The organism is Bacillus sp. TH30, from assembly GCF_016650875.1.
Lineage (GTDB): Bacteria > Bacillota > Bacilli > Bacillales > Bacillaceae_G > Bacillus_A > Bacillus_A mycoides.
The window spans coordinates 2126017-2139507 of sequence record NZ_JAEKEY010000002.1 but is presented as its reverse complement, the minus strand read 5'-3'; the positions used below and the strand labels follow the sequence as shown (position 1 = coordinate 2139507).

Here is a 13491-nt window from a genome sequence, read left to right as displayed (position 1 = left end):
GTCATGAAAAATAAAAAAGTTCAACAGGATTCCCGTTGAACTTCTTTGTTTTTTTATTCGTTATCAACTCGCTTTAATGGTTGATCTGCTGGACCTTCCATAACATCCCCATCAATTGAAAAACGGGAACCGTGACAAGGGCAATCCCAAGTACAATCACCGCTATTCCATTCAACTTCACAGCCGAGGTGTGTGCAAGTTGTATCGACGATATGTAATTTTCCTTCTTTATCTTTATAAGCACCTGCTCGTTTACCGTTGACATGTACAACAGAACCTTCGCCAACTTCAAGATTTTCTGGCTTACGTAATGCGGTTTCAATTTTTCCTTCAATTAAGTGTTTAGCAACATCAATGTTCTGAGAGAGGAAAGTTTTTATATCCGGATTTGCATGAAAGCGTGATGGTGCAAACAGTTCTTTATATGGGCTGTGGACTTTTAGAATGGAGTCCTTCAGTAAATGAGCTGCTGCAGTTCCAGTCGTCATTCCCCATTTACGATATCCAGTTGCCACAAATATATTTGGATTCCTTTCGTTAATATGTCCGATATAAGGGAGTTTATCTAGCGTGATTAAATCTTGCGCTGACCATCTATAAGGAATTTCATCTACTCCAAAAGTAGATTCAGCAAAGGAATATAGTGCATCATAATGAAGCATCGTATTAATTCCTTGGCCTGTTTTATGGCTCTCTCCGCCAATCAATATCAACTTTTCTCCATTGCTTGTCGTATAACGTATGGAGCGTTTTGGATCATCGATACTTAAATACATGCCCCCTGGATAATCCGTTTTTGCTTTTATTGCGAGGGCATAGGAGCGTTCTGCGTACATTCGCGTAAAGAAAAAGCTATTAGCATCATAAAAAGGAAAATGTGAACAAGAGACAATATATTTACAAGTGATGCGATGGTCACCCTTTGTAATAACTTGTGGATAATCTCCTTTTTCCACATCAATAGCTGTTGTTTGCTCATAAACTTTTCCACCCATTTCCACAAACTTTTCTAAAAGTGTTTTTAAATAAAGGAGGGGATGGAATTGCGCTTGATTTTTCATCACAAGTGCAGATTGTACGGGAATAGGAATCGACAGGGATTGAACATAGTCACAAGGAATATTTAATTTTTGATAGGCTTCATATTCTTTCGTTAAATTTCGCAGGCCATTATTGGTAGTTGTATATAAATACGAATCTTCATTTGTGAAATTACAGTCGATTTTATATGTTTGTACAGTCTCGTTTATGAATTGTAGAGCTTTACTATTTGATTCGTAGTAAAGCCTGGCTTTTTCAACACCAAAATTGTTTATTAATTCATCATAAATAAGATCATGTTGAGCTGTTACTTTTGCGGTTGTATGCCCAGTTGTTCCATTTAAAACAGAACCAGAATCAATTAAAACGACTTTCATTCCTTCTTTAGCGAGTAAATAGGCGGTGGTAATGCCTGTAATACCAGCTCCGATAACAGCAACTTCTGTCTTTATATTTTCGGATAAATGAGGAAAAGTAGGAAATTGAGTAGATTCAATCCAATAGGATGATGGTAACTGCGGAAATGTGTCATCTGTCATTTTGAAAACCTCCAAATTAGAACAATTTTCCTTTTAATATTTCCATATTATATGGAATTCATGTATGTTGTTTTCGTAGCGTTCTATTCTTACTAAACGAAAGAAAAAATATTTTAATATAATTATTTTATTGGGGCAGTATGAAGAAGTAGGATTTATATAAAGCTAAATTCAAGTGATTCCATTTGTTGATTACATAGAGAGTTCTTGAATAAGATAGAGTCTATGTTGTTTAAGTGGATATGTATATATACCTGATAAAGCCTTATGAAATCTATGCTTTTTCTTTAGTGAAATAAAGTATAATTATAAAAATATAACCAACTTTTATTACTAGGTCATAAAAGTTGTTGACAATATAGAAATTCTATTGTTATGATTCATCATGTGGAAAGGTTGATAGAGAGTAAAAAGAGAAATGTTTTTCATTGATAATAAAAGCGAAAATTAAGTGACGATAGAGTGAGTATATTTTCCTTATGATAAATGCTTTTTGGATCACGTAGTAAAATCAATCTGGAAGCAAGAATTGATATATGCAAGTTGCGCGGGGCGCGGCATAAGAAAGGGGCAAAAGGATGAAGGAGCTTCATACGTTTGGGTGGTATGCAGCACGTGTAGCACCACATTTGCCGAAAAAAGCATTTAAACCAGTTCCTAATCGATTATTTGGTGGACTGGCTTATTTACTTGTGGCATTGGCTGGTTTAATAACGATCGGTGTATTTGAATTGAATGTGTGGGCAAATCTAGGAATTGCAATTGTTCTTGGATTATGTTTTGCTTCACTTGGATTTTTAGGACATGAAATTTTACATGGAACAGTTGTAAGAAAGGCATGGCTTCGTGATTTTTTAGGTGCGATAGCATTTATGCCATTATCAACTGGCCCAAAACTTTGGAGAAAGTGGCATAATGCAACGCATCATGTTCACACACAGCATGAAGAGAATGATCCAGATGCATGGCCGACATTTGAGAAACTGAAAAAGAGTAAGTTTTTGAGTTGGGTATATCGCATGCCTCTTCATGTACGTTCATTCTTTAGTTTCCTGTCACTAACAATTCAATTTACGTTACATTCGACTCGAATGTTCTTTCATTTTATAAAAGAATTTAAGTCATCCAATCAAAAATCTGTATGGCTTCAACTTCTTTTGCCCTGGACAGTTTGGATTAGTTTATTGTTTATTATGGGACCTACAAAGTGGTTCTTTGCATACGTGATTCCGTTGTTAATTGCTAACTTTATTGTAATGGCGTATATCGCAACAAATCACCGCTTAAATCCTATTGTTCCAGTAAATGATCCTTTAGCAAACTGTTTATCAGTAACAGTACCGCGCTGGGTAGACGTTTTACATTTCAATTTCTCATACCATACAGAACATCATCTGTTTCCTGCTATGAGTTCTAAATACTATCCATTAGTAAAAGATAAAATTAAAGAAATGTGGCCGGAACGCTATCACGAAATGCCGATGACAAAAGCTTTGGCAGCACTTTGGAATACACCACGTGTGTATTATCACGGAAGTGAATTAGTTGATCCGCATAGGGAGCATTTCTATGGTTCTTTAGGAAATGGATTGGATCCTCATAATATTTCATATCGTGAGGAACATATAGAGGAAAAAGAGACTATAAAAAAAGTAAATCAATAATAGACATATCTTACGATGAAAAAGCAAGCTCTCTTAGAGCTTGCTTTTTGTTATAAAGAGACTTCTTTCTTGTTCTTCGTCTTGACCTGGACAGAGTTATTTTCTTTTCGTTGTAGTCGTTTTTCTAGAAGACTAACAAGATAAGTAAATAGAAGAACTAGTGCGAGATAGTATACACCAACAATGATATATGTATCTAATTGCTGGAAGTTACCTGCGGCAATTGATAAACCGGATCCCCATAATTCGGACATTCCTACATAAGCGACAAGTGAAGAATCTTTTAATCCAATAATAAATTGGTTCCCTAGAGGGGGAAGAGACAGACGAAATGCTTGTGGTAATATAATTCGGCGCATAGCTAAAGGGTAAGGCATACCTAAAGAGCGAGCAGCTTCCAATTGTCCACGGTCAACGGACTGAATGGATCCGCGGAAAATTTCAGTAATATATGCACCGTTATGAATTGCTAAAGCAATTGCTCCTGCCCAAAAAGGAGTGAAGACAATAATCGATGTAATACCGAAATAGAGAATGGCAATTTGAACAATTAAAGGTGTACCACGAATAATGGCGATATATACATGAGCAATACTATTTAAAATCTTATTGTTAGAGATTCGAAAGAAAGCGACTAGTAATCCAATTAATGAACCGAGTAATAGGGATGTTAATGTTAATTGTAATGTGACAATAGTAGCCTTTAAGAGTGTGGGATAAGTAGACATAAAAATTTCAAACATATGTGTCACCTCATATTGTATGGATTTTAGTAGGGAATGAAATACCCCACATAAAAAGTGGGGCATAATATATGAAACATTTGACTAGCTAATTTACTTCGTTTTTTCCTCTTCACCGAGAATATTACGCCCAAACCATTTTTTACTGATCTTTTCATACGTACCATCTTTAATGATTTCATCTAAAGCTTTATTTACTTTCTCAACCATTTCTTTATCATCTTTACGAATAGCAATTCCCATTTCATCAAGATTTAATGGTTTTCCAGCTTCTTTTATATTTGATTTACCTTCTTTGATCATACGTAAACCGACCATTTGATCAGTGATTACTGCATCAATACGTCCAGGCTCTAAGTCCATAAGTGCAGTAATATCGCTATCATATTCTGTGATTTGATCTGTATGTTTTGCAACAAGGTCTTTAAAGGTACTAGCTTTTACAACCCCAATTTTCTTACCTTTCAAATCTTCTGGAGAAGAGATAGATGTATTCTTTTTAGCCACAAAAATTTGGGCACCAGAGCGATAATAAGGATTGGAGAAACTAACAGCTTTTAAGCGTTCTTCTGTAATTGCCATACTGCCCAATATAGCATCATATTTTTTCGATTGTAGACCTTGAATTAGCGTTTCCCATGGATTTGTAATAGGAGTGGGTTTCATATTCATTTTTTTCGCAAGTGCCTCACCAATTTCCACATCAAAACCGGCAAGCTTTCCGTCATTTTCTTTATAGTTAAAAGGTTTATATAATCCACTCATCGCATAACGAAATTCTTTTTCACCATTTGAAGAAGTAGTAGCACTTTCCTTACTACAGGCTCCTAGTATGAAGGATGTACATAATGTAATACTCGCAACAATGGTTAATAGTTTTCTTTTCATAAAACCCCTCCTATATATTGATCATACGGATGGTTTTAAGTATGTTACTGAGATATTTTATTTGGACAATTAGTTGTGCACCGTATGGATGTATTTCTTTTCATTTGAAACAGAAGTTACATTATAAAACGTTGCGTAAAAATTGTTTTGCTCGTTCATGTGATGGAGCTGAAAAGAATTGTGCTGGCGGAGCGTCCTCTACAATCTTTCCGTCATCCATAAATATGACGCGATCAGCTACATCTCTTGCGAAATTCATTTCATGAGTAACAATAATCATGGTCATTCCTTCTTCAGCAAGTTCTTTCATAACTTGCAATACTTCTCCAACAAGTTCAGGGTCTAAGGCTGAGGTAGGTTCATCAAATAGCATAATTTTAGGGTTCATAGCAAGAGCTCGTGCAATCGCAACGCGTTGTTTTTGACCACCTGAAAGTAGGTGAGGAGTTACATCCGCCTTATCTTGTAGGCCGACTTTTTGTAGGAGTTGATTCCCAACATCCTTCGCGTCTGCTGTCTCCAATTTTTTTACGTGAATAGGTGCTTCTATGATGTTTTCTAGTGAGGTCATATGAGGAAAGAGGTTAAAGTGTTGAAAAACCATACCGACATTTTCACGGACCTTGTTTAAATTTGAATGCTTCGGATCAATTCGTCCACCTTGTAAGTGAATTTCACCTTCATCGTACATTTCTAAAAAGTTAAGACAGCGAAGTAATGTACTTTTGCCGGAACCACTGGCACCGATTAAAACAACAACTTCTTTTTCTTTTACGTCTAAATCAATTCCTTTTAAAACATCAAGTGAGCCAAATGATTTTACTAGATTTCGAACTTGAATCATACAAAACCCCCAGTCAAAAATATATTTTACAAATGTTGCCCCTTATTTCTGTTATTAGTCATAAATTGTCAGAATCCTTTATTTTTTTCAGAGGGATTTAATATTCAAAGAAATAATGATTTTTAAAATCCCTATATCTTTCTATAACGAAATTATGGATAATAATATATAGGTAGTACTTATATTGCTTATAAGAAGGGGGAAAGAAGAGATGGGAAAAGAAAGAAAAACATTTTCCTTTGGCTTGCGTATACAGCTTATGTTATTTACTACAGTTTTAGCTTTCATTACATATTCAACAAGTTTAATTTTCATTTACGTTATATATGATTACTTTCAAAGTTATGTAAGTCAAACTGTTTATAATATTATCGTTATGTTATTAGGTGTAGTATGGTCTGGAATTTTAGCGTATGGGGCAGCAATATTTTTAATTAAACCACTTCGAAAGTTGGAAGAAGCGGCAAGGAAAGCGGCTGAAGGTGATATTCGTGAAGATGTCCCATTGCCAAAGACCGATGATGAGATTAAATCTTTAAGTGTTGCATTTAATATGATGCTAGGGAACTTAAGGGACATGGTAAAAAATATCGATACTACATTTTCGTATACAAATAATCAAATTCAGCAAATTAGAAAACAAACAGGTGAAGCGACAAAGCAAGCACAAGGTGTGTCTGAAACTCTTGCGGAGATTTCTTACGGTGCCGAGCAATCAGCAGCATCGATTCAAGCGATCGTTTCTACTGTTGATACAACGACTTCTATTGCAAATGAAGTAGAAGGAAAAGCAAAACAGTCTGACGAGTTGTCTTCAGAAATGGTTCAAGCTTTAGGACAAAGTACACGTGTCTTTACGTCTTTAATTCAAGGTATTCAAACATTGGCGAGAGAAAATGAAGATTCGATGGAAAATGTACAGAAATTAGAAGAGAGAATGAAACAAGTTGAACACATTGTTTCTGTTGTGAGTGAGATTGCTAGCCAAACGAATTTATTAGCACTCAACGCTTCTATTGAGGCAGCTCGTGCAGGAGAGCATGGAAGGGGCTTTGCGGTTGTAGCAGAAGAAGTACGTAAACTTGCTGATGAAAGTGATCATTCCGCAAGAAACATATCGCAGTTACTACGGAATATGCAAGATGAAGTACAGCAAGTCGCATTGAAAATGACAGAGCAGGTGAAGACAGCTAAAGAAGAGGCGAAACGCGGAGAAGCTACAGAATTAATTTTAAAAGAAATGTCATCAAGTGTTATGGAAGTAGCCGATGCAACTAAGCAAATTAGTAGTTATATGAATGAACAAGTGAGTCACATTCATCAAACAGGAGCACAAACAAAGGCTGTAGCAGCAATTGCGGAAGAAACGTCAGCTGGTTCACAAGAAGTGGCACGTGTGACGTTGCAACAATCTAAAAATATGGTAGTAATCGATCAATTATTAAAGGATTTAGAGAAGCAAGCAGCGGACTTGAAACAAACCATTGAACGATTTTCAATGTAAAAAGGAAGAACAGAATTCTGTTCTTCCTTTTTACGTATGGAAAGGAGGAATGCTTTGTTGAAAACGAAAAACATTACAAGGGTCATATGCTGTCTTCACTTTACGCAACCTTTGAAAATTAGAGCCATAATAACTAGTTTGCCAATTTTTTATGTCGATATCGGGCCAATTGACATAGTCTCCTAGTGTGTAAGGATCTAAGCTTTCCCGTAAATCTTTAACCCAGCGTATATTTCGATTTTCTTCATCGTTGCATTTCCAAGAAGTAATATATTCTTGAGCAATAATTGCCTTGCGGTGGAAATAAGCTGTTTCATTAGGCGAAATGTTTTCTACAGCACCTACGAGTGATTGGTGCCAAATACTCGCATCTTTATTTGGTGCATGAGAAAGAAAATATTGTAAGATTTGAATACCTTTAAGAGGGATAGGTTTATATACGTAGGAACCAGAGCGTTTGAATTTTTCAGGAATATTGCCGCTATTAAAGAATTGAACAGCCTTTATATACGGGACTTCATCTATAAAGAGAGAAGGATTACCAGTTTCAAGAAGAGGAGATAATAGATGATAGAGTTCAGAAGGAGAACCGACAAATTCACCTTTCACCTCGATTTTATTTCGTTGTTTAGAGAATAATTCAATTGATGAAGTGAGACGTTCATCTATATAAGGTGCCCAGTTTTGCCAAGCTTGAAATGCAGCAATAAAGTCTTTCCATTCCCATGTAAGTGAGAAAATTGATACGTTTTTAATAGGGTGGACTCGAAAGGTTAAGGAAGTAATAATCCCGAAATTTCCACCGCCACCGCCACGGCATGCCCAAAATAGGTTAGGGTTTTCTTGTTCATTTGCACGAATGATTTTTGCACCAAATTTCCCGCACGCTTGTACCATTTCGACTTCTACTAATTGATCACATGTTAGTCCAAATAAGCGTGAAAGCATGCCAATGCCACCGCCGAGTGTTAACCCCACAATTCCGACACTTGCACTTGTGCCAGCTGGTATTGTAACACCATATTTCCAAAGTTCTTTATACACAGTGCCAAGATTTGCACCCGCTTCAATTGTTGCTGTTAATTTTCCTGTACTAACCGTAATTTGCTTCATTTCACTCACATCAATAATAAGCCCGCCATTTAAAAGAGAGAAATTTTCGTAGCTATGTCGTCCACTTCTTAAGCGAAATGGTATATGACGCTCACGTGCCCATTTTAAGGCGTTACACACATCATTTTTATTTTGACAAAAAACAATAATACAAGGAAATTTTGGAATGCTTAAATTTAAATTTATTCGGGCTATGTTATACCTAGGATCCGAGGGAACGACGATACGACCAGTTAATTTTGTTTGTTTCAATTTATATCTCCTTTCTGAAATAATATGAGCTTGTATTAGTATATGAAGAGTGTATTTAACACGCATGGACGAGAAGAAGAGAAGGGTTAGATTTATCCCGTTATTTGCGAGCAGTAAGACAATCCGGCTGAAACAAAGAAGATAGGGCTGCTCGTAAAAGCTCGATTGGTAAGGGCTAATAATCAGCGGGGAATGGACATCTCCTTAACGATTAAAGTTTCACTTTATCTTTGTGAGAAATAAATAAGGCATAAGAATAAGGAAACTACATAGAGTTCAATGAAAACAGTTGCAAACTATTCATATTTTGTTATGATAGTGTTACGAAAACGTTTGCATAAAAAATCCGATGGGATGCAAAAGGAGAGAATTAGTATGAATAAGACATGGTGGAAAGAAGCTGTCGCTTATCAAATTTATCCACGTAGCTTTATGGATTCAAATGGTGATGGTATTGGAGATTTACAGGGGATTATTGCAAAGCTGGATTATTTAAAAGATTTAGGTATAGATGTAATTTGGATTTGTCCAATGTATAAATCACCTAATGACGATAATGGTTATGATATTAGTGACTATCAAGATATTATGGATGAATTTGGTACGATGGAAGATTTTGATATGCTACTAGATGAAGTTCATAAGCGTGACATGAAGCTTATTATTGATTTAGTTATTAATCATACAAGTGATGAACATCCATGGTTTATTGAATCAAGCTCTTCTAAAGACAATCCGAAGCGTGATTGGTATATTTGGCAGGATGGTAAAGACGGCGCGGAACCAAACAATTGGGAAAGTATCTTTAATGGTTCTGCATGGGAATATGATGAAGTGACAGAGCAATATTATTTACATTTATTCTCGCGTAAACAACCAGATTTGAACTGGGAGAATAAAGAAGTTCGTGAAGTTTTATATGATACTGTTAATTGGTGGCTTGATAAAGGTATTGATGGTTTCCGCGTCGATGCGATTAGTCATATAAAAAAAGAAGATGGCCTCAAGGATATGCCAAACCCAAAAGGGTTAAAGTATGTGCCTTCTTTTGACAAACATATGAATGTAAATGGTATTCAGCCATTACTAGAAGAATTAAAAGAAAACACATTTGCTAAATACGATATTATGACTGTTGGAGAAGCAAATGGTGTGAAAGTTGAAGATGCTGATCTTTGGGTTGGAGAAGAGAATGGTAAATTCAATATGGTATTCCAATTTGAGCATTTAAGCTTATGGGATGCAGAAAAGAAGAAAGATCTTGATGTTGTTGAGTTGAAAAAAGTATTAACAAAGTGGCAAAAAGGTTTAGAAAATAAGGGATGGAATGCTTTATATATTGAAAATCATGATAAGCCACGTATTGTGTCTACTTGGGGAAATGATAAAGAATATTGGCGTGAAAGTGCAACGGCTTTAGGAGCGATGTATTTCTTTATGCACGGCACACCGTTTATTTATCAAGGACAAGAAATTGGTATGACAAATGTTCAGTTCCCAAATATTGAAGATTACGATGATGTAGCAATTAAAAATTTATATCGTGAGAAAATTGCAGAGGGCGTATCACATCAAGATATGATGGAAATTATATGGGCTTCTTGCCGCGATAATTCACGTACACCTATGCAGTGGAACGATGAAATGAATGCTGGCTTCACAACAAGTACACCTTGGTTTAGCATGAATCCAAATTACAAAGAAATTAATGTTGAAAAGCAAAAAAATGAAGAAAAGTCTATTTTCAATTTCTATAAGAAAATGATTGCCTTGAAAAAAGAGCACGATGTACTGAACTACGGTACGTACGATTTACTATTAGAAGACGATCCACAAATTTATGCATATACACGTACGCTACAGGATGAAAAAGTCATTGTAATTAGTAATATCTCAAAAGAGGAATCTGTGTATAATGAGAGTTTATTCGCATTAGAACGCAAACGTTTGCTTTTAAATAACTATGAAGTTGCGGAACATGAACAAATAACTACAATCACGTTGAAACCTTATGAAACAAGGGTTTATCGCATTTTATAATGAAAAAGGATGCTCCTTGAGCATCTTTTTTTATGAAAAAAAATAAATTTCTATTGCAATGTGAAAACGCTTTTATTAAAATAGATTTATGAAAACGGTTGCGTAAAGAGAAAAAGAAACATAAGGAATCGTTTTCATAAGAGAAACAGAAATTATAATTTAAATCATTATGTTGTTATAAATAAAGGGGAGGAAAAACAGATGAAAATTACGTCTTTTGATTTTTGGCAAAAGTTCGGGAAAGCGTTACTAGTTGTTGTAGCTGTAATGCCAGCGGCTGGTTTAATGATTTCCATCGGTAAGTTAATTGGGATGTCTGCTGGGGATGTTAACGCAGTTCATACCATTGCTCGAGTAATGGAAGACATCGGTTGGGCAATTATTACAAATCTACACATCTTATTCGCAGTAGCAATTGGGGGATCTTGGGCGAAGGATCGAGCAGGTGGTGCATTTGCAGCACTATTAGCATTCGTTTTAACAAACAGAATTACAGGAGCTATATTTGGCGTAAACGCTCAAATGTTAACGGATTCAAAAGCGACGGTTTCTTCATTTTTAGCAGGAGATTTACTTGTAAAAGATTACTTTACTTCTGTACTTGGTGCACCAGCATTAAACATGGGAGTTTTCGTAGGGATTATCACAGGTTTCTTAGGAGCTACTTTATATAACAAATACTACAATTATAATAAACTGCCACAGGCATTAGCATTCTTTAATGGAAAACGATTCGTACCATTCGTTGTAATTGTTTGGTCTACAGTCACTGCGATTGTATTATCACTTGTATGGCCATTTATCCAAAGTGGATTAAATGAATTTGGTCGCTGGATTGCAGCATCTAAAGATAGTGCACCAGTTATTGCACCGTTTGTATATGGAACGTTAGAACGTTTATTATTACCATTTGGGTTACATCATATGTTAACAATTCCGATGAACTACACAGAGCTAGGCGGAACATATACGATGTTAACTGGCTCAAAGGTTGGACAAATTGTAGCGGGACAAGATCCGTTATGGCTTGCATGGATTACAGATTTAAATAACTTATTAGCAAATGGAGATACGAAAGCATATAACGATTTATTAAATAACGTTGTACCAGCTCGTTTCAAAGCTGGACAAGTTATCGGCTCAACGGCAGCGTTAATGGGGATTGCGTTTGCGATGTTCCGTAATGTTGATAAAGAAAAACGTGCAAAATATAAACCAATGTTCTTATCAGCTGCATTAGCAGTATTCTTAACAGGTGTAACAGAACCAATTGAATTCATGTTCATGTTTATTGCACCAGTATTATATGTTGTGTATGCAATTACAACAGGACTTGCATTCGCATTAGCGGATTTAATTAATTTACGTGTTCATGCATTTGGATTTATTGAGTTAATTACACGTACACCAATGATGATCAATGCAGGTTTAACGAGAGATTTAATCAACTTTGTCATTGTTTCATTAGTGTTCTTCGGCCTTAACTTTACGTTATTCAACTTCTTAATTAAAAAATTCAATTTACCAACGCCAGGGCGTGCAGGAAACTATATTGATAATGAAGATGAGTCAACAGAAGGAACAGGAAATGTACAAGATGGTTCATTAGCAACAAAAGTTATTGATTTATTGGGCGGAAAAGATAATATTGCTGACGTAGATGCTTGTATGACACGTTTACGTGTAACAGTAAAAGATTTAGATGCTGTTGCACCAGAAGCAAAATGGAAACAAAATGGTGCTTTAGGACTTATTGTAAAAGATAAAGGTGTACAAGCAGTATATGGCCCGAAAGCTGACGTATTAAAGTCAGATATTCAAGATATGTTAGGTGCGTAATAATATGAAATTGCTAACTTTAAATTGTCACTCTTGGCAAGAAGAGAATCAAATTGAAAAAATAAAGTATCTTGCTAAAGCAATTCAAGAAGAAGATTATGATGTGATCGCATTGCAAGAAGTAAGTCAGTCTATACAAGCTGAAAATGTATGCGGTAACAAGAAAAAAGATAATTTTGGACTTTTACTGCTAGAAGAGTTAAGAGCATTAAATGTAAAAGAATACAATATTATTTGGGATTTCTCTCATATTGGATATGATGTGTACGAAGAAGGATTAGCAATTATAACAAAGCACAACATTGTAAAGGAAGATACGCTCTTTGTCTCAGAAAATAAGGATACAACGTATTGGAAAACACGCAAAATTGTAAGTGCAACAATTGCTTATAATGATAAGAATATAACGTTTTATTCTTGCCATCTCGGTTGGTGGAATGATGAAGAAGAATCATTCAAAGACCAAGTTGATCGTTTAATGGAGCGTGTAAATAGCAATGAACTTTCCTTCTTAATGGGTGATTTTAATAACAATGCTCGTTTAGAAGGAGAGGGCTATGAGTATATGATGCAAAAAGGTTTATATGACACATATGAACTAGCGATAGAGAAGGATGAAGGAACAACTGTCCAAGGGGAAATTGCTGGTTGGGATGAAAATAAACAAAACTTACGAATCGACCTAATATTAAGCAATCAAAGTAAAACAGTTAATTCTTCAAAAGTCATTTTTAATGGAACAAATCGAAATGTAATTTCTGACCATTTCGGTGTAGAAGTACAATTAGATATATAATAGAAGAAATCCTCACAGATAATGAAAAGCTGGGAGGGTTTTTTTGATAAATACAAGTATTTCCAAGAGAAAATACTTGTATTTTTTATGACATTTCCTATATATTTGTTATTATTGAATGTAAAACTAATTTGGTCATTTTGTATGCATACTTTTTTTATTTCGTTATATAATGAAGTAAGTGAAATATTTAATGGGAAAAATAGTATGTTTTCGTTTAATCCACGA

At 35.3% G+C, this 13491-nt stretch carries 10 protein-coding genes; 5 read left to right on the top strand and 5 right to left on the bottom strand.

The window, feature by feature from the left end; genetic code table 11:
• Positions 1-53 precede the first annotated feature (53 nt).
• Positions 54-1580 carry an FAD-dependent oxidoreductase gene (locus JFU20_RS13115; RefSeq protein ID WP_002016701.1) on the bottom strand — a complete coding sequence of 509 codons (1527 nt, stop codon included), beginning with the start codon at positions 1578-1580 and terminating at the stop codon, positions 54-56.
• Between the two features lie 578 nt (positions 1581-2158).
• Between JFU20_RS13115 and desB the strand changes: the two genes are divergently transcribed.
• On the top strand, positions 2159-3244 hold the full coding sequence (gene desB, locus JFU20_RS13110; protein WP_002091268.1) for a Delta(10) desaturase DesB: 1086 nt from the start codon (positions 2159-2161) through the stop codon (positions 3242-3244).
• A 50-nt stretch (positions 3245-3294) separates the two neighbouring features.
• Here the strand turns inward: desB and JFU20_RS13105 are convergent, their stop codons facing one another.
• The 3 genes from JFU20_RS13105 to JFU20_RS13095 form a co-directional block, all read right to left on the bottom strand.
• Positions 3295-3987: an amino acid ABC transporter permease gene (locus JFU20_RS13105; RefSeq protein ID WP_002016698.1), complete on the bottom strand. Its 693-nt coding sequence runs from the start codon at positions 3985-3987 to the stop codon at positions 3295-3297.
• Positions 3988-4080: 93 nt separating this feature from the next.
• Positions 4081-4875 (bottom strand): ABC transporter substrate-binding protein, encoded by a 795-nt coding sequence (locus JFU20_RS13100; RefSeq protein WP_002016697.1) that lies wholly within the window; start codon positions 4873-4875, stop codon positions 4081-4083.
• Between the two features lie 121 nt (positions 4876-4996).
• Complete coding sequence (locus tag JFU20_RS13095) at positions 4997-5719, bottom strand: amino acid ABC transporter ATP-binding protein (RefSeq protein WP_201038683.1); 723 nt, start codon at positions 5717-5719, stop codon at positions 4997-4999.
• 211 nt (positions 5720-5930) lie between these two features.
• Here JFU20_RS13095 and JFU20_RS13090 point away from each other — a divergent pair, with 211 nt between their 5' ends.
• The gene (locus JFU20_RS13090; protein WP_201038682.1) at positions 5931-7223 is read left to right on the top strand and encodes a methyl-accepting chemotaxis protein; all 1293 of its coding nucleotides are present in this window, start codon (positions 5931-5933) and stop codon (positions 7221-7223) included.
• Between the two features lie 30 nt (positions 7224-7253).
• On the opposite strand, the gene JFU20_RS13085 is transcribed toward JFU20_RS13090, so the two are convergent.
• Positions 7254-8588 carry an FAD-binding oxidoreductase gene (locus JFU20_RS13085; protein WP_201038681.1) on the bottom strand — a complete coding sequence of 445 codons (1335 nt, stop codon included), beginning with the start codon at positions 8586-8588 and terminating at the stop codon, positions 7254-7256.
• Positions 8589-8963: 375 nt separating this feature from the next.
• On the opposite strand from JFU20_RS13085, the gene JFU20_RS13080 reads away from it, so the two are divergent.
• From JFU20_RS13080 to JFU20_RS13070, 3 genes are all read left to right on the top strand, one after another.
• Positions 8964-10628 (top strand): glycoside hydrolase family 13 protein, encoded by a 1665-nt coding sequence (locus tag JFU20_RS13080; protein WP_002167020.1) that lies wholly within the window; start codon positions 8964-8966, stop codon positions 10626-10628.
• Between the two features lie 201 nt (positions 10629-10829).
• Complete coding sequence (locus JFU20_RS13075; RefSeq protein ID WP_002016687.1) at positions 10830-12467, top strand: PTS transporter subunit IIBC; 1638 nt, start codon at positions 10830-10832, stop codon at positions 12465-12467.
• Positions 12468-12471: 4 nt separating this feature from the next.
• Positions 12472-13263, top strand: coding sequence for an endonuclease/exonuclease/phosphatase family protein (locus JFU20_RS13070; protein WP_002016686.1), 792 nt, complete (start codon positions 12472-12474; stop codon positions 13261-13263).
• The last annotated feature ends 228 nt before the right edge of the window (positions 13264-13491 follow it).

Bases quoted from the DNA above. Each gene is read 5' to 3' on its own strand.
- JFU20_RS13070 (WP_002016686.1), top strand. From the start codon at position 12,472: ATGAAATTGCTAACTTTAAATTGTCACTCTTGGCAAGAAGAGAATCAA.
- JFU20_RS13090 (WP_201038682.1), top strand. From the start codon at position 5,931: ATGGGAAAAGAAAGAAAAACATTTTCCTTTGGCTTGCGTATACAGCTT.
- JFU20_RS13105 (WP_002016698.1), bottom strand. From the start codon at position 3,987: ATGTTTGAAATTTTTATGTCTACTTATCCCACACTCTTAAAGGCTACT.
- desB (WP_002091268.1), top strand. From the start codon at position 2,159: ATGAAGGAGCTTCATACGTTTGGGTGGTATGCAGCACGTGTAGCACCA.
- JFU20_RS13080 (WP_002167020.1), top strand. From the start codon at position 8,964: ATGAATAAGACATGGTGGAAAGAAGCTGTCGCTTATCAAATTTATCCA.
- JFU20_RS13075 (WP_002016687.1), top strand. From the start codon at position 10,830: ATGAAAATTACGTCTTTTGATTTTTGGCAAAAGTTCGGGAAAGCGTTA.
- JFU20_RS13115 (WP_002016701.1), bottom strand. From the start codon at position 1,580: ATGACAGATGACACATTTCCGCAGTTACCATCATCCTATTGGATTGAA.
- JFU20_RS13095 (WP_201038683.1), bottom strand. From the start codon at position 5,719: ATGATTCAAGTTCGAAATCTAGTAAAATCATTTGGCTCACTTGATGTT.
- JFU20_RS13100 (WP_002016697.1), bottom strand. From the start codon at position 4,875: ATGAAAAGAAAACTATTAACCATTGTTGCGAGTATTACATTATGTACA.